18 protein-coding genes and 2 tRNA genes are annotated in these 19,918 nt (G+C 71.4%); 13 read left to right on the forward strand and 7 right to left on the reverse strand.

Annotated elements, in window-relative coordinates:
* Positions 1–67: 67 nt before the first annotated feature.
* Genes ABD347_RS27790 through ABD347_RS27800 form a run of 3 tightly spaced genes read left to right on the forward strand, consistent with a single transcriptional unit; the run spans position 68 to position 3,209 of the window.
* Positions 68–1,741 (forward strand): TerD family protein, encoded by a 1,674-nt coding sequence (locus ABD347_RS27790; protein ID WP_344366357.1) that lies wholly within the window; start codon positions 68–70, stop codon positions 1,739–1,741.
* 13 nt (positions 1,742–1,754) lie between these two features.
* On the forward strand, positions 1,755–2,435 hold the full coding sequence (locus tag ABD347_RS27795) for an AIM24 family protein (protein WP_344366358.1): 681 nt from the start codon (positions 1,755–1,757) through the stop codon (positions 2,433–2,435).
* 18 nt (positions 2,436–2,453) lie between these two features.
* On the forward strand, positions 2,454–3,209 hold the full coding sequence (locus tag ABD347_RS27800; RefSeq protein ID WP_344366361.1) for an AIM24 family protein: 756 nt from the start codon (positions 2,454–2,456) through the stop codon (positions 3,207–3,209).
* A 70-nt stretch (positions 3,210–3,279) separates the two neighbouring features.
* On the opposite strand, the gene ABD347_RS27805 is transcribed toward ABD347_RS27800, so the two are convergent.
* Positions 3,280–3,801 carry an NUDIX hydrolase gene (locus tag ABD347_RS27805; protein WP_344366362.1) on the reverse strand — a complete coding sequence of 174 codons (522 nt, stop codon included), beginning with the start codon at positions 3,799–3,801 and terminating at the stop codon, positions 3,280–3,282.
* On the reverse strand, positions 3,798–5,198 hold the full coding sequence (locus ABD347_RS27810; RefSeq protein WP_344366363.1) for a zinc-dependent metalloprotease: 1,401 nt from the start codon (positions 5,196–5,198) through the stop codon (positions 3,798–3,800). Before ABD347_RS27810 ends, ABD347_RS27805 begins: the two co-directional genes overlap by 4 nt.
* A 191-nt stretch (positions 5,199–5,389) precedes the next feature.
* On the opposite strand from ABD347_RS27810, the gene ABD347_RS27815 reads away from it, so the two are divergent.
* From ABD347_RS27815 to ABD347_RS27830, 4 genes are all read left to right on the forward strand, one after another.
* Positions 5,390–6,499, forward strand: coding sequence for an SDR family oxidoreductase (locus tag ABD347_RS27815; protein WP_344366365.1), 1,110 nt, complete (start codon positions 5,390–5,392; stop codon positions 6,497–6,499).
* 103 nt (positions 6,500–6,602) lie between these two features.
* Positions 6,603–7,064: a molybdenum cofactor biosynthesis protein MoaE gene (locus tag ABD347_RS27820; RefSeq protein ID WP_344366367.1), complete on the forward strand. Its 462-nt coding sequence runs from the start codon at positions 6,603–6,605 to the stop codon at positions 7,062–7,064.
* A gap of 126 nt (positions 7,065–7,190) precedes the next feature.
* Positions 7,191–7,361: a hypothetical protein gene (locus tag ABD347_RS27825; protein WP_344366370.1), complete on the forward strand. Its 171-nt coding sequence runs from the start codon at positions 7,191–7,193 to the stop codon at positions 7,359–7,361.
* A 78-nt stretch (positions 7,362–7,439) separates the two neighbouring features.
* On the forward strand, positions 7,440–8,528 hold the full coding sequence (locus ABD347_RS27830; protein WP_344366371.1) for a YlbL family protein: 1,089 nt from the start codon (positions 7,440–7,442) through the stop codon (positions 8,526–8,528).
* A gap of 646 nt (positions 8,529–9,174) precedes the next feature.
* Here the strand turns inward: ABD347_RS27830 and ABD347_RS27835 are convergent.
* The gene (locus ABD347_RS27835; protein WP_344366373.1) at positions 9,175–9,732 is read right to left on the reverse strand and encodes a PPA1309 family protein; all 558 of its coding nucleotides are present in this window, start codon (positions 9,730–9,732) and stop codon (positions 9,175–9,177) included.
* Between the two features lie 138 nt (positions 9,733–9,870).
* Between ABD347_RS27835 and ABD347_RS27840 the strand changes: the two genes are divergently transcribed.
* The 4 genes from ABD347_RS27840 (at position 9,871) to ABD347_RS27855 (ending at position 15,212) form a co-directional block, all read left to right on the forward strand.
* The gene (locus ABD347_RS27840) at positions 9,871–12,846 is read left to right on the forward strand and encodes a UPF0182 family membrane protein (RefSeq protein ID WP_344366407.1); all 2,976 of its coding nucleotides are present in this window, start codon (positions 9,871–9,873) and stop codon (positions 12,844–12,846) included.
* Between the two features lie 78 nt (positions 12,847–12,924).
* Positions 12,925–12,998: transfer RNA gene (locus ABD347_RS27845), tRNA-Met, on the forward strand.
* 287 nt (positions 12,999–13,285) lie between these two features.
* Positions 13,286–15,058: a tetratricopeptide repeat protein gene (locus ABD347_RS27850; protein WP_425575786.1), complete on the forward strand. Its 1,773-nt coding sequence runs from the start codon at positions 13,286–13,288 to the stop codon at positions 15,056–15,058.
* Between the two features lie 80 nt (positions 15,059–15,138).
* Positions 15,139–15,212, forward strand: a tRNA-Met gene (locus tag ABD347_RS27855).
* A 221-nt stretch (positions 15,213–15,433) separates the two neighbouring features.
* Here ABD347_RS27855 and ABD347_RS27860 read toward each other — a convergent pair.
* Positions 15,434–15,850 carry a Fur family transcriptional regulator gene (locus tag ABD347_RS27860; protein WP_344366378.1) on the reverse strand — a complete coding sequence of 139 codons (417 nt, stop codon included), beginning with the start codon at positions 15,848–15,850 and terminating at the stop codon, positions 15,434–15,436.
* 152 nt (positions 15,851–16,002) lie between these two features.
* Here ABD347_RS27860 and ABD347_RS27865 point away from each other — a divergent pair, with 152 nt between their 5' ends.
* Complete coding sequence (locus ABD347_RS27865) at positions 16,003–17,454, forward strand: catalase (protein WP_344366381.1); 1,452 nt, start codon at positions 16,003–16,005, stop codon at positions 17,452–17,454.
* 72 nt (positions 17,455–17,526) lie between these two features.
* Here the strand turns inward: ABD347_RS27865 and ABD347_RS27870 are convergent, their stop codons facing one another.
* Both ABD347_RS27870 and hisN read right to left on the reverse strand, forming a co-directional pair.
* The gene (locus ABD347_RS27870; RefSeq protein ID WP_344366383.1) at positions 17,527–17,931 is read right to left on the reverse strand and encodes a CBS domain-containing protein; all 405 of its coding nucleotides are present in this window, start codon (positions 17,929–17,931) and stop codon (positions 17,527–17,529) included.
* Between the two features lie 154 nt (positions 17,932–18,085).
* The gene (gene hisN / locus ABD347_RS27875) at positions 18,086–18,886 is read right to left on the reverse strand and encodes a histidinol-phosphatase (protein WP_344366385.1); all 801 of its coding nucleotides are present in this window, start codon (positions 18,884–18,886) and stop codon (positions 18,086–18,088) included.
* 108 nt (positions 18,887–18,994) lie between these two features.
* Here hisN and ABD347_RS27880 point away from each other — a divergent pair, with 108 nt between their 5' ends.
* Positions 18,995–19,603 carry a TetR/AcrR family transcriptional regulator gene (locus tag ABD347_RS27880; protein WP_344366386.1) on the forward strand — a complete coding sequence of 203 codons (609 nt, stop codon included), beginning with the start codon at positions 18,995–18,997 and terminating at the stop codon, positions 19,601–19,603.
* On the opposite strand, the gene ABD347_RS27885 is transcribed toward ABD347_RS27880, so the two are convergent.
* Entirely contained in the window at positions 19,569–19,892 is a 324-nt protein-coding gene (locus ABD347_RS27885; protein WP_344366389.1) for a DMT family transporter, read from the reverse strand. The two genes, ABD347_RS27880 and ABD347_RS27885, sit on opposite strands and share 35 nt — an antisense overlap.
* Between the last annotated feature and the right edge of the window lie 26 nt (positions 19,893–19,918).

A 19,918-nucleotide genomic window follows, 5' to 3' on the forward strand; every position in this document is an offset into this window, starting at 1 on the left:
ATTGTCGTCGCCAGCCGTTAGCCTGGCGCGACGTGTTCAGCATCGGGATGGGGGACGGTCGTTACGCATGGCCAGGGAATTCCAACGGGGCCACAAGGCCAGGATCAGCGATCTCACACCCGGAACCGACCTGTACGTGGGCGTGCAGATCGCCGGTCCAGGTCTGACCTTCGACATCAGCTGCTTCGGCCTGGATGCCGATGACCAGCTCTCGGACGACCGGTATTTCGTCTTCTTCAACCAGCCGAAGTCGCCCGAGGGGTCCATTCAGCTGCTCGGCGCGCAGGCCGGTGACACCGAGTCCTTCCGTGTCACGCTCGACCGCGTCCCGCCGCACGTCCACAGGCTGTCCTTCACCGCGACGATCGACGGTGCCGGGCAGATGTCGCAGGTGGGACCCGGTTACCTCCGTATTGTCGCGGGCGGCGAGGAGGTCGCCCGGTACGCGTTCGACGGCTCGGAGTTCAGCACCGAGCGCGCGGTGATGCTCGGGGACTTCTACCTCAAGGACGTATGGCGGTTCGCCGCCGTGGGGCAGGGCTTCGACGGGGGGCTGGAGGCGCTGCTGAGGAACTTCGGCGGTGAGGTCGCCGAGGAGGAGCCCGCCGTTCCGCAGCAGCCGGCGCAGGCCGCGGCGCCGTCCTTCGCACCCCCGCCGTTCGCCGCGCCCGCCGCCCCGGTCGCGCCGCAGGCGCCGCAGCCCGCGCCGTCGTTCGGCGTCCCCGCCGCCCCGGCCCCCGCCCCCGCCCCCGCCCCCGCGCCGACCCCCGCGCAGCCCGTGCACACCGCGCCGACGCTCGCCGCTCCGATGGCGCCGGCCGCGCCGACCCCGCCGCCCGGCGCCCCGTCGGCGTACGGCCAGCCGCCCCAGCAGCCGGCCGCGCCCCAGCAGCCGCAGTACGGCCAGGTCCCGGGCCAGCCGCCGCCGCACGGAGCCCCGCCCTACGGCCAGCCCGCGCCCGCGCCTTACGGCCAGCAGTACGCCCAGCCCTACGGCCACCAGCCGCACATGGGCACGTCTCCCGGCGGGATGCCGCCCGGTATGCCCCAGGGCGTTCCCCAGGGCGCCCCGCAGACCGGTGCCGGACTGGAGGCCGCGCTCCAGAAGTACCGCGAGACCGCCACCGGCCAGCGCTGGACTCCGCAGAACCAGCAGCTCATGCGGGTCGACCTCGCCATGGGCGGCACGCCCGTCCTGGCCCGCCAGGGCAGCATGGTCATGTACCAGGGCAAGGTCGACTTCGGCTACAAGGGCGCCGGTTTCTCCAGCCGTATCGTCGGCAACGCCACGGGCCAGGAGATGCAGCTGATGCGCTGCACCGGACGAGGCCAGGTGTTCCTCGCCGAGAACGGCGCCCAGCTGCACCCCATCGAGCTCCAGGGCGACGGCATCTGCGTCTCCGCCGAGAACGTTCTCGCCTTCGACGAGTCGCTGCAGTACGAGGTCCGGCGCATCGAGGGCCACGGCATCCCCGGCGGGGCGCTGTTCACCATGCACTTCCAGGGCACCGGCACGGTCGTCGTGAAGACCCACGGCGTCCCGGTCGTCCTGCCGGTCACCCCGACCACCTTCGCGGACTGCAACGCGGTCGTCGCCTGGTCGGCCGCCTCCCAGGTGATCCTCTCCAGCCAGGTCCGGCTGCGCCGGAACGCCTACCCGGGCCACAGCGGGGAGACCGTCAACCTCCAGTTCCGGGGCGCCCCCGGCAACTTCATCGTCGTCCAGCCCTACGAGGTCTGAAGGAGCCCGAACAATGAACCAGCAACTCGCGGGCTTCGCCCCGACCCCTGTCGTGGCCCGGATGGAGAACCACGGCAGCCACATGCTCAAGGTCGCCATGGCCTCCGGCCAGGACCTGTACGCACGCACCGGCTCCGTCGTCGCCTACGAGGGCTTCGTCCAGTACGAGCCGAACCCGCCCGCCGTCCGCCAGATCGCCTCCCAGTGGGTGACCGGCGAGGGCGCACCGGTCATGAAGTGCTCCGGCGACGGTCTGCTCTACCTGGCCGACTACGGCGCCGACGTCGTCGTCATCAACCTCGACAACGACGGGCTCTCCGTCAACGGAACCAATGTGCTGGCTTTCGACGCCCACCTCCAGTGGGGCGCCGAAAGGGTCAAGGGCATGGCCAAGTTCGCCGGGCAGGGCCTGTGGAACGTCCGGTTCGCCGGCACCGGCTGGGTCGCCCTGACGTCGCGGGGCACCCCTGTCGTGGTCGACTGCGGCCGCGGCGAGGACGAGACGTACGTCGACCCCGACGCGCTCGTGGCGTGGTCGCCGACGCTGAAGGTCAAGGGCAAGCGCAGCTTCAAGGCCTCCTCCCTGATCGGGCGGGGCAGCGGAGAGGCGTACCAGATGGCCTTCTCGGGGCAGGGCATCGTCGTCGTACAGCCGAGCGAGGACAGCACCGACCGCCTGCGGATCCGGGGCTGAGGGGGAGCGAGAACTACCATGCAAAGCCCGCTTTTCAGCAACACCGAACAGCAGAGCCAGGAGCGGTACGTCGTGCAGAACCCGCAGCTCCTGCGGGTCTCCCTCACCGGCCACGACGACGTCCTCGCCCGCAAGGGCGCCATGGTCGCCTACCAGGGGCTGATCGACTTCGATGGCGAGCACCAGAACAACAACCAGCGCCGCGCCCGCGCCCACACCGGTGAGGGCCTGGACCTGATGCGCTGCTCGGGGCAGGGCACCGTCTACTTCGCCAACCTGGCCCAGTACATCCACGTCGTGGACGTGGACCAGGAGGGCCTCACCGTGGACAGCGCCTATGTGCTGGCGCTGGACTCCACACTGCACACCGAAGTGATCGCCGTGGACAGCCAGTACGGCATCTCCGGCTCCGGCAAGTACCAGCTGAACATCTCCGGCCGGGGCAAGGTCGCCCTGATGACCTCCGGGCAGCCGCTGATGATGCACGTCACGCCGGACAAGTACGTCAACGCCGACGCCGACGCGATCGTCGCCTGGTCGTCGTCGCTGCGCGTACAGATGCAGGCGCAGACCCACTCCTCCCAGGTGCGCCGCCGCCGGGGTACCACCGGGGAGGGCTGGGAGCTGAGCTTCCTGGGCCAGGGCTTCGCGCTCGTCCAGCCCAGTGAGGTCATGCCGCCGCAGAACGCCGGGATCGGGCAGGGCCTCGGCGCCCAGTTCGGGGTCGGTCAGCACGGTGCCCACGCCCAGAACCAGAACAACGCCTGGAACTGACCGGCCCGCATGGGTAAGGGGCGTTCCCCACAGGGACCGCCCCTTACCGATGTCCTGGATGGACCATGTCCTACAGCGCCGCTCGGGCCGCCTCGACCAGCCGGACGACGGACGTGTCGGCCACGGCCGCTACCTCTTCGTAACCGAACCAGCGCAGGTCCAGCGACTCCTCGCTGATCGCCTCCACGGCGTCCGGGGGAGCGATCGCCAGGTACTGCACATCGAGGTGCCAATGGCAGGGCGCCGGAATCGCGTGCCGGTCCAGCCGCACCGGCCCGCCCGGCAGCAGCGCCAGGCCGGGGACACCGGACTCCTCGGTGGCCTCCCGCAGCGCCGCCCCGGCGACCGTCCCGTCGCCCGGCTCGCAGTGGCCGCCCATCTGGAGCCACATGCCCAGCTTCTTGTGCAGGGTCAGCAGCACCCGGTCGCGCTCCGGGTCCACCACGAGCGCGCTGGCCGTCACGTGCCCGGCCTCGCACGCCTTCCACATCCCGTCCGGGTGGGCGGCGAGGTGGTCCAGGTAGACCTGGCGCAGATCCGGCTGGTCCTCGTACCCCTTCAGTACGAGGACGGCGTCGTCGTGCAGGCTCACTTGTCGGAGTCGTCCTCACCCTGGTCGCGCTCGTCCCGCCCGGCGGCCTCGCCGAGCATCTTGTCGAGCTCCGTGAAGTCCAGGTGCTCGCGGTGGACGAAGCCGTCCGGGTCGTCGAGGTCGGACGCCGTCGGCAGCATGTCCGGGTGCGCCCACAGACCGTCCCGGCCGTCGACACCGCGCGCGTCCGTGAGCGACGCCCACAGCCGCGAGGCGTCCCGCAGCCGGCGCGGCCTCAGCTCCAGCCCGATGAGCGTGGCGAAGGTCTGCTCGGCAGGGCCGCCCGAGGCGCGGCGGCGGCGCAGCGTCTCGCGCAGCGCGCCCGCCGACGTCAGCCGGGTCTTGGCGGCCTCGTGCACCACCGCGTCCACCCAGCCCTCGACCAGCGCGAGCGCCGTCTCCAGGCGCGCCAGCGCGGCCTTCTGCTCCGGGGTGTCCTCCGGCTGGAACATGCCCTGCTGGAGGGCTTCCTGCAACTGCTCCGGGTTGGACGGGTCGAGCCCGCCGACCGCGTCCTCGAGCTTGCTGGTGTCGACCTTGATCCCGCCGGCGTACCCCTCGACCGCGCCGAACAGGTGCGAGCGCAGCCACGGCACGTGCGCGAAGAGCCGCTGGTGAGCGGCCTCGCGCAGCGCCAGGTACAGGCGCACCTCGTCCTGGGGCACCCCCAGGTCCCTGCCGAACGCCGCCACGTTCAGCGGCAGCAGCGCGGCCTTGCCGGCCGGCCCCAGGGGCAGCCCGACATCGGTGGAACCGACCACCTCACCGGCGAGGACACCCACGGCCTGGCCGATCTGCTGGCCGAACATGGCGCCGCCCATGGAGCGCATCATGCCGATCAGCGGGCCCGCCATGGCCTGCATCTCCTCCGGCAGCACGTTCCCCATGGCCGCCCCGACCTGCTCGGCGACCGGGTCCACCAGCTGCTGCCAGGCGGGCAGCGTCGCCTCGACCCACTCCGCGCGGCTCCACGCCACGGCGGTGCTCGCCCCCGACGGCAGGGACGTCACGCCGTCCAGCCACAGGTCGGCCAGGCGTACGGCCTCCTCGACGGCCGCCCGCTCGGCCGGGCCGACGCTGGCGTCCTTGGTGCCGTCGGGCGTGCCCTGGGAGACCGTCTGGCGGGCGATCTGCTTGGCCATGTCCCAGTTGACGGGACCGCCCTCATAGCTCAGCATCTGGCCGAGCTGCTGGAAGGCCGCCCCCAGGTCCGTGGGGTTCAGCGAGCCGAACATCGCGGCGAAAGGATTGTCCCCGCCGCCCGGCATGCCGCCGAACCCCCCGAAGGGGTTGCCACCGGCACCCTGGCCACCTTCGGCGGGTCCCTTCTTCTTGCCTTCGTCGCCGTCCTCCGGCTCCTCCGGCGGAAGGCCGAATCCGAATGGGGTGTCACTCACGGGGTTCCTCGGCTCGTAGGGCCGCCGGCTTCCTGCCGACGGCGGCTGCCCGACAACACCACCAGCGTAGACATCCGAGCCGGATGTGGGCTCGGGTGCTCCGCCGGCTCATGGCCTGGGGCAGGATGGACGCCACCTGGTACGTACGCGTCATACACGTACGTACTGAAGACAACCGCTGGAGACGCCCGGTGAGTTCCCCAGATCCGCAGGTTCGCGCAGCGCGAAACCACTCAACCCAGTCCGCCGGCCGAGGCCCCGTCGTCGCGGTCACCGGCGCCGCCTCCGGCCTCGGTGACCTGCTCACCCGGCGCCTCGCCGCGTCCGAGGAGGTCAAGCAGGTCATCGCCATCGACGAGCGCCGCGGCGAGGTCTCCGAGGCGCAGTGGCAGATCCTCGACGTGCGGGATCCGGCGATCGCCGAGAAGCTGCGCGGCGCCGACGTCGTGGTGCATCTGGCGCTCGACCTCGACCTGGAGACCGACGCCGCCGCCCGTACGGCGTACAACGTGCGCGGCACCCAGACCGTGCTGACCGCCGCGGCGGCCGCGGGTGTCCACCGGGTCGTGCTGTGCACCTCCGCCATGGTGTACGGGGCCCTGCCCGACAACGACATCCCGCTCTCCGAGGACGCCGAGCTCCGGGCCACCGCCGAGGCCACCGGTGTGGGTGACCTGCTGGAGATCGAGCGCCTGGCCCGCCGGGCGCCCCGCGCCCACCCGGGCCTGAACGTCACGGTCGTCCGCCCTGCCGTCCTGGTGGGCGGTACCGACACGGCGCTGACCCGGTACTTCGAGTCGCCCCGGCTGCTGGTGGTCGCCGGATCGCGGCCGGCCTGGCAGTTCTGCCACGTCGAGGACCTGGTCAGCGCGCTGGAGTACGCGGCGCTGGAGAAGGTGGAGGGCGAGTTCGTGGTCGGCTGCGACGGCTGGCTGGAGCAGGAGGAGGTCGAGGAGCTGAGCGGCATCCGCCGCATGGAGCTGCCCTCCGCGGTGGCTCTGGGCGCCGCGGCCCGGCTGCACAGGATCGGGCTCACCCCCTCGCCGGCCGGGGACCTGGCGTACACGATGCATCCGTGGGTGGTCAGCGTCGGGCGGCTGCACGACGCGGGCTGGCGGCCGCGGTGGACCAACGAGGAGGTCCTCGCCGCGCTCCTGGAGGAGGTCGAGGGCCGCCATACGGTCGCGGGCCGCCGCCTCGGCCGCAAGGACGCCACGGCGGCGGGTGCCGCCGGCGCGACGGTCGCCCTGCTGGGCACCGCCGCCCTGGTACGCCGGGTCCGCAAGCGGCGGGGTCTGTAGCGGCACCGGAGCGACGCCCTGTAGGAGGCTCCAAGGCGCGCGTGACCGGGCAGGTCGAAAACGCTATTCCGCGATGTCAGTGCCGTGCGGCACGATGGTCCGCATGGCACCCACGTACGACCACCCCGGCGAGCGCGCGGCGGCGGATCCCATCCGGCTGCTGGCGATCCGCGACACCCCGCTCTCCCTCGACGAGGTCTTCCGTGCCGTCGGCGACGACGCGGCCGGCGGAACGGCCCTCTTCGTGGGCACGGTGCGCAACCACGACGGTGGCGCCGACGTCGACGCCCTCGGGTACTCCAGCCATCCCACCGCCGAGGCGGAGCTGCGCCGGGTCGCGGAGAAGGTCGTCGCGGACCATCCGGTGCGTGCCCTCGCGGCCGTCCACCGGGTGGGCGACCTGGCGGTCGGCGACCTGGCCGTGGTCGTCGCGGTGTCGTGCCCGCACCGGGCGGAGGCCTTCGCGGCGTGCCGCAAGCTGATCGACGACCTCAAGCACGAGGTGCCGATCTGGAAGCACCAGCGCTTCTCCGACGGCACCGAGGAGTGGGTCGGTTCCTGCTGACCCGATCCGGACGGTGAGCAAGCGCCCGATTTGCGTAACCCGACCCCGGGCATGAGCGTTGAACACACGGATGGTTAATCTGCTGATCAGTCAGTGCGTTGTGCTCATTGGGGACGGGAGGTCGCGATGGCAGTCCTCGCCTGGTTGATGATTCCGCTGTTCGCTGTCATCGGTGCCGCGATATGGGGGAGCTGGGCCTCACGGGACCGGACCACGGGTGACGTGGCCGAACTGGCGGGTTACGCGCGCTTCCGCGAGGTGATGGAGAAGTCCCACTCGGGCAGCGGCACGGCCTGACCCGCCCCCGCCCGCCCCTCCCCCCGGACGGACCGGCCCCAGGGGTGCACGGACACACGCGTCCCGTACTGTCGTTCCATGCCACGCCGCACCGCGACGATGCTCGCCTCCACCCTCGTCCTCATCGCGCTGCTCTGCGCGGGTGTGTTCTTTCCGGTGCCCTACTCGGAAATGAGCCCGGGGCCGACGGTCAACACTCTTGGCGAGGCCGATGGCGAGCCGGTGCTGCAGATCTCCGGCCACAAGACCTACCCCACGTCCGGGCACCTCAATATGACGACCGTCAGGGTCACCGGTGCGGACTACAGGATGAACCTGGTCGAGGCGGTCTACGGCTGGCTGGCCCACGACAGCGTCGTGGTGCCGCACGACACCCTCTATCCGAACGGCAAGACCGAGGAGCAGTCGACCCAGGAGAACGCCGAGGAGTTCAGCCAGTCCCAGGAGAGCGCCAAGGTCGCCGCGCTCGGGCAGCTGGGCATTCCCGTGACGTCCCGGGTCGTCGTCTCCTCGGTGCAGAAGAACAGCCCCGCCGAGGGAACGCTGCACGCGGGTGACCTGATCAAGGCCGTGGACGGTACGCCGGTCAAGGAGCCCCAGGACGTGGCGAAGCTCGTCACCAAGCACAAGCCCAAGGATGCGGTGGTCTTCACCATCGTCCCGGCGAAGGACGCGGCGGCGGCGGAGAAGGCGGGCCGGGAGCCCACCACCACCCAGCAGGTCACCATCACCACCAAGAAGTCCGACGAAGGCGACCGGGCCATCGTCGGCATCCAGGCCGGGACGGACCACACCTTCCCGTTCACCGTGGACATCAAGCTCGCCGACGTGGGCGGCCCGAGCGCGGGCCTGATGTTCTCGCTCGGGATCGTCGACAAGCTGACCCCGGGCGATCTCACGGGCGGCAAGTTCGTCGCGGGCACCGGGACCATCGACGACGCGGGCAAGGTCGGCCCGATCGGGGGTATCGAGATGAAGCTGGTCGGTGCGCGCAACGCGGGCGCCAGGTACTTCCTGACGCCGGCGGACAACTGCGCGGCCGCGGCCTCCGACACGCCTGACGGACTCACCCTGATCAAGGTGAATACGATCAAGGACGCGATGACGTCCCTGGAGAAGGTCCGCAAGGGCGTCACCACCGGCCTTCCCGGCTGTTCGCCCAGCTGACGGCTTCGTCCCCCGTCCCTCGCGCGCGGGCCGCGCCCGGTTCCCCGGCGCTCCCGGCACGTCCAGTCCCTCGTGTCGGCACAGCCCCCCGGCCGGACCCTCCCCGGCCCCGGCACGGCCGAGCTCCCGCCTCGCACCGGTGGTGTTCCCCGGGCCGGAGGCGGCCAAGGGGAGCCGCGGCGGTCCTTCCGGCTCGGGGGAGGCGTCTGCCGGCAGCCGCCACCCCCATCCGCCGGGCCCCTACCCGTCGGGCCCCCGGCCCGCCGCGCCGCCCGCAGGCACACCTTGTGGCTCCCGCCCCAGCCGCGCCGCCCACAGGCCACCGCGCCCCCGCGTCAGGCCCACCGCGGCCCCGCGTCAGGTCCTCCCAAGGCCACCGGCCTCCGGACATGCCAGCCCCGCGCACCGGCCCGGGGTGGCCACTGGCCGGTACGCGGGGCCACCGGCCCGGCTCCCACGGGCGGTCCTTCGCGGCCGGTGCCGCCTCCGGACCGGCCCCCCGCTGGACCGGCCCCGCCGAGCCGCTCCCATCAAGGCCCCGGCCCGGCCGAGCCGCCCCCACCGGGAAGGTCCCGGCCTCCGGACCCTCCCCGTCCGACGGGCTCGTCCCGGGCGGGGACGGTCCGCGGGGCGCGGCGGCGGGACGTCAGCCTTCGAACGTGGCGGCCAGGGCTTCGGCCAGGCCCGGGACGAGGTCGGCGCCGGTGAGGACCTCGGTGGGGGAGTCCTTCTCCCGCAGCCGGAGGGCAGACTCCCGGGCGCCGTCGCGGAGGACCGCCACCGTCATGCGGACCTCCTGGCGGTCCGGGTGGGCGGCGACCCACGTGGCGAGGCCCGCCTCGTCAAGACCGTCCGGGACGGAGGCCTCGGCGGACGGCGGGAGCATCAGCCGCTCCACCGTCATCGCGCAGCCGGCCACGGCGTCGGGCCAGGCGACGGTGCCGAGGAACTCGTCGAGCGGCCGGTCGGCCGGGATCTCGTCCTGCTCGATCGGGGTGAGCGGGGCGGCGGCCTCGTCGGTACCGAGGCCGAGCTGGGCGGCCAGCCCCGGCTCCTGGGAGCGCAGCTGCGCGGTGTCGACGAGGGCGAAGAGCCGGGCCGGCTGGTCCCAGCCGAGGCCGGACGCGTACTCGTCGATCTCGAGCACCGCGCGGGTCAGCGGGCTGGCGGCCATCGGGGGCCCTGAGGGGGAAACGTTGGACATGGTCAATATCCTGCCTCCTTTCGACCCGGGGACGGGAACTAGGTAAAGCTTCAGTAAGTTGCATGAGTGGGCTCTACGATCGCTGGGCCCGCTTCACCACACGACCGCTAACTCGAGGGGCGCACGTTGGCTTTCCAGATGCCGGACCGCGGCGGAGGCCCGACCGGGCCACGGATCAGAGTCGGCCGGCCGTCCCGGCGGGCCCGCACCCTGCTCATGACACTGGGCGTACTGGCCGTGCTGGCCATGCTCTTCGTCATGTTCGCCGGGTTCTGGACGGACTGGCTGTGGTACAGGTCCGTCAATTACTCGTCCGTCTTCACCACCACCCTGTGGACCAAGATCGGCCTGTTCGCCGTCTTCGGGCTGCTGATGGCCGTGGCGGTCGGACTGAACATCTGGCTCGCGCACCGGCTGCGCCCGCCGCTGAGCGCGATGTCGCTGGAGCAGCAGAGCCTCGACCGGTACCGCATGGGAGTGGCCCCGTACAAGAAGTGGGTGCTCCTGGCGATCACCGCCCTGGTCGGGCTGATCGCGGGTGCCTCCGCCTCCGGGCAGTGGCGCACGTGGCTGATGTGGGTCAACGGTGTGCCCTTCGGCCAGAAGGACCCCCAGTTCGGGCTGGACGTGTCGTTCTTCGCGTTCGACCTGCCCTGGTACCGGTTCCTGCTCGGCTTCGGCTTCGCCGCGACCGTGCTGTCGCTGATCGCCGCGGCCCTGACGCACTACCTGTACGGCGGGCTGCGCATCACCAGCCCCGGCGCCCGCGCGACCGCCGCGGCGACCGGTCACCTCTCCGTCCTGCTGGGCGTCTTCGTCTCGCTGAAGGCGATCGCGTACTGGCTGGACCGGTACGGCCTGGCCGTGAAGTCCAGCGACTTCAAGGCGACCGGCAACTGGACGGGTCTGCGGTACGTCGACGCCAACGCCTACCTCCCGGCGAAGACCATCCTCTTCTGCATCGCGGCCATCTGCGCCGTGCTGTTCTTCGCCACGCTCTGGCGCCGCACCTGGCAGCTGCCGATGATCGGCTTCGGGCTCATGGTCCTGTCGGCGATCCTGATCGGCGGTCTCTACCCGGCGATCGTGCAGAAGTTCCAGGTCCAGCCGAACGAGCAGGCCAAGGAAGCGCCGTACATCGAGAAGAACATCGACGCGACCCGCAAGGCGTACGACATCGACCAGACGAAGCCGGAGAACTACTCCGGTAAGTCCACGGTCAAGGCCAAGGACAAGCTGCGGGCCGACGCCGACGCGGCCGCCAGCTACCGGCTGGTCGACCCGAACATCGTGTCGCCGACCTTCCAGCAGCTGGAGCAGCGGAGGAAGTACTACCAGTTCCCCACCACGCTCGACGTCGACCGGTACCAGGGCAAGGACACGGTCATCGGTCTGCGTGAGCTCAACATCAAGGGCATTCCCAAGCGGAACTGGATCAACGACCACTTCACGTACACCCACGGCTATGGCGCGATCATGGCCACGGGTACGGCGACGGACGCCAACGGCTCCCCGGTCTTCACCGAGTCCGGCCTGCCGACCAAGGGCCAGCTCCCGAAGTACGAGCAGCGGATCTACTACGGCGAGAAGACCGAGCAGTACTCGATCGTCGGTGGTCCGCAGAAGGAGCTCGACTACGAGGAGAACGGCGAGAAGACCACCAGCTACAGGGGCAAGGGCGGCATCAGCCTCGCCAACGCCTTCAACCGGGCCACCTACGCCGTGGCCTTCAGCGAGCCGCAGATCCTCTACTCGGGAGCCATCGGCGACGGTTCGCAGATCCTGTACAACCGCACGCCCAAGCAGCGCGTGGAGGCGGTCGCCCCCTGGCTGACCATCGACGGCGACGCGTACCCGGCGGTGATCGACGGCCGCATCCAGTGGATCGTCGACGCTTACACCACCACGAACGGCTACCCCTACGCGTCCCGGACGACGCTGGGAGACACCACCACGGACTCCCTCACCGCCGGCAACCAGACGCGCGCGGTCGTCGCCCAGCAGAACCAGGTCAACTACATCCGCAACTCCGTGAAGGCCACTGTCGACGCCTACGACGGCACGGTGAAGCTGTACCAGTGGGACACCAAGGACCCGGTCCTCAAGACCTGGATGAAGGCGTTCCCCGACACCGTGGAGCCGAAGAGCGCCATCAAGGACAGCCTCCGGGAGCACCTGCGCTACCCGCAGGACATGTTCAAGGTCCAGCGCGAGCTGCTGACCCGCTACCACGTCCAGAACGCCGCCCAGTTCTACAGCGGCAGTGACGCCTGGCAGGTGCCGAACGACCCGACCAACAAGGACGGCAACGCCGTTCCGCCGTACTACCTGAGCCTGAAGATGCCCGGGGACACGGCGCAGCGGTTCTCGCTGACGACGACCTTCACGCCGAACGGCCGCCCCAACCTGGGTGGCTTCATGGCGGTCGACGCGGACGCCACCAGCAAGGAGTACGGCCGGATAAGGCTGCTCAGGGTCACCCAGGACGTCCCCGGTCCGGCGCAGGTCCAGAACAAGCTCAACAGCCTGCCCTCCGTGGCCCAGTTCGTCCGTGACCTCAAGGGCGCCGACTCCGACATCCAGTACGGCAACCTGCTGACGGTGCCGCTCGACGGTGGCTTCCTGTACGTGGAGCCGATCTACGCGCAGGGCCGCAACGCCGCGTATCCGCTGATGCGGAAGGTGGCGGTGTCGTACGTCGACGCCGACCAGCCGGCGGGCGACACGACCAAGGACACCACGGTGTTCGAGGACAACCTCGCCAAGGCGCTGAACGCGGTCTTCGGGGTCGAGGGCGAGACGCCCACCACGCCGCCGCCGCCGAGTGACCCGACCAAGCCGCCGGCCACCGGCGAGGCCGCGCTCGCGCAGGCGATCGCGGACGCGCAGAAGGCGTTCGCCGACAGCGAGGCGGCGCTGAAGGAGGGCGACTGGACGGCGTACGGCAAGGCGCAGGACGCGCTGGCCGAGGCGTTGCAGAAGGTCGCCGCGGCCGACGCCCAGCGCAAGGCGGACGCCGGCAAGAACGCCGACGACAAGCCCGCGACCGGTGCGGCCAAGCCCGCGGCCGGCGCCGGTACGGCCGGGGCGGCCAAGCCCGCCTCGGGCGGCTGAACCACGGCGGCACCCCCTGCCCGTCCCTCGGGGCGGGCAGGGGGCCCTTCCGGCCGTGATACGGTAGTGACACAACGACGCGGGGTGGAGCAGCTCGGTAGCTCGCTGGGCTCATAACCCAGAGGTCGCAGGTTCAAATCCTGTCCCCGCTACTGAAAGCAAGGGCCCGGATCCTTCCAGGATCCGGGCCCTTGTCGTGTTTCGTGGGCGCCGACGCTCATGTGAAGAACGGCCCTGACGGGGGCAGTTGGGGCGAGACGTGTTTGACTTGTCTCCCTGTGGGCATGTCGACAAAACGCTGAAGTGACCTCACTGGCTGCGGTATACCAGGTGTACGCGGGTAGCAGGTGGTGCGACGATGGGAATTATGGGGGACAGGGCAACTCTGTTGGAGACAGGGCGGTTTGTGCAGCGGCACGCCGAAAGCGCCGCAGATGTGATGAGCGACGCTGCCATGGAGACCACCACCATGGACAGCGCTGAGAGCGGCGACCCCGTCGAGATCGAGGAGCGTCACCGCCGCGCCGCCGAGAACGGCGACACCGCCGCCATGAGCGTCGTCGGGGCCCTGCTCCTCCGGCGCGGCGACCTGGACGCGGCCGAGCCCTACCTGCGTGCCGCCACCGCCGACGGCGACCGCGCCGCCGCCAACAACCTGGGAGTCCTCCTCCACCAGCGCGGGTACGCCGACGAGGCGGCCGGCTGGTGGCGTATCGCCGCCGTGGCCGGCTCGGCCGCGGCCGCCCACGCCCTCGGCCGCCACCACCGTGAACGCGGCGACGAGCCGGCGGCCGAGTACTGGCTGCGCCAGTCCGCCGAGCAGGGTCACGCCCTCGGCGCGTACGCCCTCGCCGACCTGCTGGAGCACCGCAGCGACGTGGGCGCCGAGCGGTGGCTGCGTGCCGCCGCCGAGCAGGGCCACCGGGAGGCCGCCTACCGCCTCGCCCGCACCCTGGAGCGCCAGGCGCAGGCGCGGGCCGCCGACGACACCGCGCCCACCACCGGTACGGAAACCGCCGAGCAGTGGTACCGGCAGGCCGCTGCCCGGGGCCACCGCCGCGCCGCCCTGCACCTGGGGGCCATCCTCGAACGGCGGGGCGAGCTCAAGGAGGCCGGCCGCTGGTACCTGACGTCCGCCAAGGACGGCGAGCCCCGGGCCGCCTGCGCGCTGGGGTTCCTGCTCCGTGACGCGGGCGACGAGGAGAGCGCCGCCGTCTGGTGGCTGCGCGCCGCCCAGGACGGCGACGGCAACGCGGCCAACGCGCTGGGCGCCCTGCACGCCGCCCGGGGCGAACACCAGACCGCCGAGCGCTGGTACCGCGCGGCCACCGACGCGGGCGACGTGAACGGCGCGTACAACCTCGGGCTGCTGTTCGCCGCGCAGAACCGCGTCGCCCAGGCCGAGCAGTGGTACCGCCGCGCCGCCTACGCCGGTCACCGCGAGGCCGCCAACGCCCTGGCCATCCTGCTCCTCCAGAGCGGCGACCCGAACGGCGCCGAGCCGTGGTTCTCCAAGGCCGCCGAGGCCGGCAGCGTCGACGCCGCGTTCAACCTGGGCATCCTCTACGCGGGTCGGGACGACGACGAGACGGCGCTGTGCTGGTACGAGCGGGCCGCCGCGGCCGGCCACACCGAGGCCGCGCTCCAGGTCGGCATCGCCCGTCTCCGGGACGGCGACGAGCAGGAGGCCGAACGCCATCTGCGGTGCGCGGCCGGCGGCGGCAGCGCCGAGGCCGCGTTCCGTCTCGCCACGGTGCTCGACGCCCGCCAGGCGCCCTCCGGGACGCCCGCGCTCGGCGAGCCGCAGGCACCCAAGAGCGAGTGCGAGGAGTGGTACGAGCGCGCCGCCGAGCAGGGCCACCGCCGCGCCCAGGTACGGGTCGGCATGCTGGCCGCCGCCCGCGGGGACATCGCGGAGGCGGCCCGCTGGTACCGGGAGGCCGCCGACGCGGGCAGCCGCAACGGCGCCTTCAACCTGGGGCTGCTGCTCGCCCGGGACGGGAACGAGCGGGAGGCGTCGCTCTGGTGGACCCGCGCGGCACGCGCGGGCCACGGCCGGGCCGCCCTGCGTCTGGCGCTGCTCGCGGCCCGCCGGGGCGAGCTGACGGAGGGCCGCCGCTGGTGCGCCCGCGCCGTCGAGCTGGGTCCCGCCGAGGTCGCCGAACGGGCGGCGCGGCTCAGTGAGGCGCTGCACCAGGAACTCACCGCCTAGCGCGCACACGGGCCGCCGCCCAGGGGCTCGCGCGTGGATTTGCGCTGGTCGAGGCGGTCCCGTAAGGTTGTGTTCACCGACGCGGGGTGGAGCAGCTCGGTAGCTCGCTGGGCTCATAACCCAGAGGTCGCAGGTTCAAATCCTGTCCCCGCTACTGAAACCGAAGGCCCGGATCCATCAGGATCCGGGCCTTCGGCGTATCCCGGCACGAGCGCCCGCGGCCCCAGGGCCCCCGCCCCCCCAGCGCGCCGGCCCTCCAGAGGCTCCCCAGCCCCCAGGTTCCCGGCTCTCCAGAGCCCCCGCCCCCCGTGCCCCAGCCCTCACGGCGAAGCCCCCGGCGCGGATGGCGTCCGGGGGCTTCGGTGTCGCGTGGTGTCAGGCGGAGGCGCAGTTCGGGCAGACGCCGCGGTACGTGACCTCGACGTCCGAGATCGTGAAACCGAAGCGCTCGGTGGCCGGCAGGTCCGCCAGCGGGTCGCCCGAGGGGTGTACGTCGCGGATGGCGCCGCACTGCGCGCAGACCAGGTGGTGGTGCGGGCGGTGGGCGTTCGGGTCGTACCGCTTGGCGCGGCGGTCCGTGGACACCTCCAGGACCTCGCCCAGCGTCACCAGCTCACCCAGCGTGTTGTACACCGTCGCGCGGGAGATCTCGGGAAGCCGCTCCACCGCGCGGGCGTGCACCTCGTCGGCCGTCAGGTGGACGTGGTCCCCGTCGAGGACCTCGGCCACGACACGCCGCTGGGCGGTCATACGCCAGCCGCGTCCGCGCAGTCGTTCCAACAGGTCACTCATGAAAACCAGCCTAACAGCAGGGGACCCAAGTCCCGAATCGGTGTGGCTTTGGATGTGGGCTTGACTTAGACAATGTCCATTGTAGGATCGGGGCCGGCATTAGCCAAGGGACAGGACTTGCAGACATTGCAGGACATACGCAGGAGGCGCACGTGACGCAGGGACCGCTCACCACGGAGGCCGGCGCGCCGGTCGCCGACAACCAGAACAGCGAGACCGCGGGCGTCGGTGGTCCGGTTCTGATCCAGGACCAGCTGCTCATGGAGAAGCTCGCGCACTTCAACCGCGAGCGCATTCCGGAGCGCGTGGTCCACGCACGTGGCGCCGGCGCGTACGGCACCTTCACGGTGACCGCGGACGTCACCCGGTACACCCGGGCGAAGTTCCTCTCCGAGGTCGGCAAGCAAACGGAGACCTTCCTGCGCTTCTCGACCGTGGCGGGCAACCTCGGTGCGGCCGACGCCGTCCGTGACCCGCGCGGCTTCGCGCTGAAGTTCTACACCGAAGAGGGCAACTACGACCTCGTCGGCAACAACACCCCGGTGTTCTTCATCAAGGACGCCATCAAGTTCCCCGACTTCATCCACACCCAGAAGCGCGACCCGTACACCGGCTCCCAGGAGGCGGACAACGTATGGGACTTCTGGGGCCTGTCGCCCGAGTCGACGCACCAGGTGACCTGGCTGTTCGGTGACCGCGGCATCCCGGCGAGCTACCGCCACATGGACGGCTTCGGTTCCCACACCTTCCAGTGGAACAACGAGGCCGGTGAGGTCTTCTGGGTCAAGTACCACTTCAAGACCGACCAGGGCATCAAGTGCCTCACCCAGGACGAGGCCAACAAGCTCGCGGGTGAGGACCCCGACTCCCACCAGCGAGACCTGCGCGAGGCCATCGAGCGCGGCGACTACCCGACCTGGACGGTCGGCGTGCAGGTCATGCCCGCCGCCGACGCCGCGACGTACCGCTTCAACCCGTTCGACCTCACCAAGGTGTGGCCGCACGCGGACTACCCGGTCATCGAGATCGGCAAGCTGGAGCTCAACCGCAACCCGCAGAACGTCTTCGCCGAGGTCGAGCAGTCGATCTTCTCGCCGGCGCACTTCGTGCCCGGCATCGGTCCCTCGCCCGACAAGATGCTCCAGGGACGTCTCTTCGCGTACGGCGACGCCCACCGCTACCGCGTCGGCATCAACGCCGACCACCTGCCGGTGAACCGCCCGCACGCCGCCGAGGCGCGCACGCACAGCCGTGACGGCTTCCTGTACGACGGCCGCCACGCCGGTGCGAAGAACTACGAGCCCAACAGCTTCGGCGGTCCCAACCAGACCGGCCGCCCGCTGTGGCAGCCGGTCCCGGTCACCGGTGTGACCGGCGACCAGGAGGCGCCCGTCCACGCCGAGGACAACGACTTCGTCCAGGCGGGCAACCTCTACCGACTGATGTCGGAGGAGGAGAAGGAGCGCCTGATCGCGAACCTGTCGGGCTTCATCGCCAAGGTGTCGCGCGACGACATCGCCGAGCGCGCGATCAACAACTTCCGCCAGGCGGACGAGGACTACGGCAAGCGGCTGGAGGCCGCGGTCCAGGCCCTGCGCGGCTGAACAGCACTGGATCGCTTGTCGTAAGCAGAGGGCCGGCTCCCGTACGTGGGGGCCGGCCCTCTCGCGTGTCCGCTAGCCCGCCGTCAGTGTGGCCTCACGGAGCCGCACGGGTGCCCAGCAGCGGATGATGTCGCGTACCGAGACGACACCGACCGGCCCGTCGCCGTCCAGTACGACCAGGTGCCGGAAGCCGCCGTGGATCATGGCCTGGGCGGCTTCCGCCAGGGTCCAGTCCGGTGCCGCGAAGACGACGTCGGTGGTGGTGTGCGCGCCGGCCGTCTCCAGGTCCGGGTCCTGGCCGGATCCTACGGAGACCAGGATGTCTCGCTCGGTGAGGATGCCGAGGCCGCTGGTGTCGTGGTCCAGGACGACGGCCGCGCCGACGCGGCGCGCCGCCATCAGCGCGGCCGCCTGGCGGAGGGTGTGTGCGGGGCCGATGGTGAGGACCACCGTGCTCATGGCGTCACGGACGAGCATGGACGGAGCCACCTCCTTGAGGAACCCCATGAGAAAGGGTTCACAAGTTCACAAGCGGGGGGACTCTTAGAGTGGCAGCCCGCGCGGCTCGCAACAAGGGGCGTGCACCACCTGGCGCGCACAAGCCATCACCGCCTGTGCGCGCCGGGGCCGGTCAGGGCCGCTGGTTCAGACGGCCCAGCAGTTCCTCGTGCAGGAGGCCGTTCGACGCCGCCGCGTTACCGCTGTGCGGTCCCGGCTTCCCGTCGAGGCCGGTGTACATGCCGCCGGCCTCCTGCACCACGATCGCCGGTGCCGCCATGTCCCACAGGGACAGCTCCGGTTCGGCGCAGATGTCCACCGAGCCCTCGGCGACCATCATGTAGGACCAGAAGTCGCCGTAGCCACGCGTCCGCCAGCACGCGCGCGTGAGGTCCAGGAACCCGTCCAGGCGCCCCTGTTCCTCCCAGCCGCCCAGCGAGGAGTACGCGAACGACGCGTCCGACAGCTCCGCCACCTTCGACACCCGCAGGCGCGTCGCCGACGAAAGGCTGCGCCCGGTGTACGCGCCCGAACCCTTCGCCGCCCACCAGCGGCGGCCCAGGGCGGGCGCCGACACCAGGCCCACGACGGGCTGGTAGCCGCCCGGCCCCGCCTCCGTCAGCGCGATCAGCGTCGCCCACACGGGTACTCCGCGCACGTAGTTCTTGGTGCCGTCGATCGGGTCGATCACCCAGCGGCGCGGGCCCGTCCCCTCCACGCCGTACTCCTCGCCCAGGATGGCGTCCCGTGGGCGCGCCCGCTGCAGGTGGCCGCGGATCAGCTCCTCGGCCGCCTTGTCCGCCTCACTCACCGGTGTCATGTCCGGCTTGGTCTCGACCTTCAGGTCCAGGGCCCGGAACCGCTCCATGGTGGTGGCGTCGGCGGCATCCGCGAGGACGTGGGCGAGACGCAGATCATCGTGGTAATCGGCCATGGGCCGACTCTATCCCGGTGGATCGGGTGCTTGAGCGGGGCCTATTGACAGTGCGTGGCCGCCCGTCAACTCTGACCGCAGAGCCCTGCGACGGTCTGGGAGGCGACGATGCCCACCGCGCGAGAAGCGCTGCTGAACGCCGCCCTGGCGGCGCTGGGCGGACTGCCCTGGTCCGCGGTCCGGATGGTCGACGTGGCGTCCGCCGCCGGGGTGTCCCGGCAGACCCTCTACAACGAGTTCGGCAGCAAGGAGGGGCTCGCCCGGGCGCTGGTGCGGCGCGAGGCCGACGCCTATCTGTACGGCGTCGAACGCGCCCTGCGGACCGGGCCGGACGCCGTCGGCCGGCTCCTCTCCGTCGCGGAGTGGACGGTGGGGGAGGCGGCCGGGCGGCCGTTGTTGCGGGCGCTGCTCACCGGCTGCTGGGGCGACCGGCTGCCCGCGCCGCGCCCGGCCCCCGTCCGCTCCCGCGTCCTGGCCGGCGCCCCGGAGCAGCGGCGCGCCGACGCCGGGACGCCGGCCCCCGGCGAGCTGCTGGCCGCCGTACGGGAGCGGTCGCGGGCCGTACTGACGCGTGACGGTGACGACCCCGGCGAGGAGGTGTGCGAGCTGGCGGTGCGGCTGGCGCTGTCCTACGTCATCGCGCCGGACGCCCCGGGGCTCGACGTGCTGCTGCGGCACGCCCTCAGTGCGACGACCCCGACAGCTGGAGACCGATGACGCCCACGATCACCAGCGTGATCGAGACGATCTTCAGGACCGACACCAGGTCCCCGAGGAAGACCATCCCGTAGACCGCCGTACCGGCCGCGCCGATGCCGGTCCACACCGCGTACGCCGGACCGATGTCCAGTTTCCGCAGCGACAGGGTCAGCAGCCCGAAACTGCCCAGCGCGAAGCAGGCGAACGCGACGGTCGGCCACAGCCGGGTGAAACCGTGCGACAGCTTGAGGCAGACCGCGAAACCGGTCTCCAGAAAACCGGCGACAATCACCAGCAGCCACGCCATCGTCAGTGCCTCCCGCGTCGGTGACC

Origin of the sequence: Streptomyces gobitricini, assembly GCF_039532985.1 — a bacterium.
Lineage (GTDB): Bacteria > Actinomycetota > Actinomycetes > Streptomycetales > Streptomycetaceae > Streptomyces > Streptomyces gobitricini.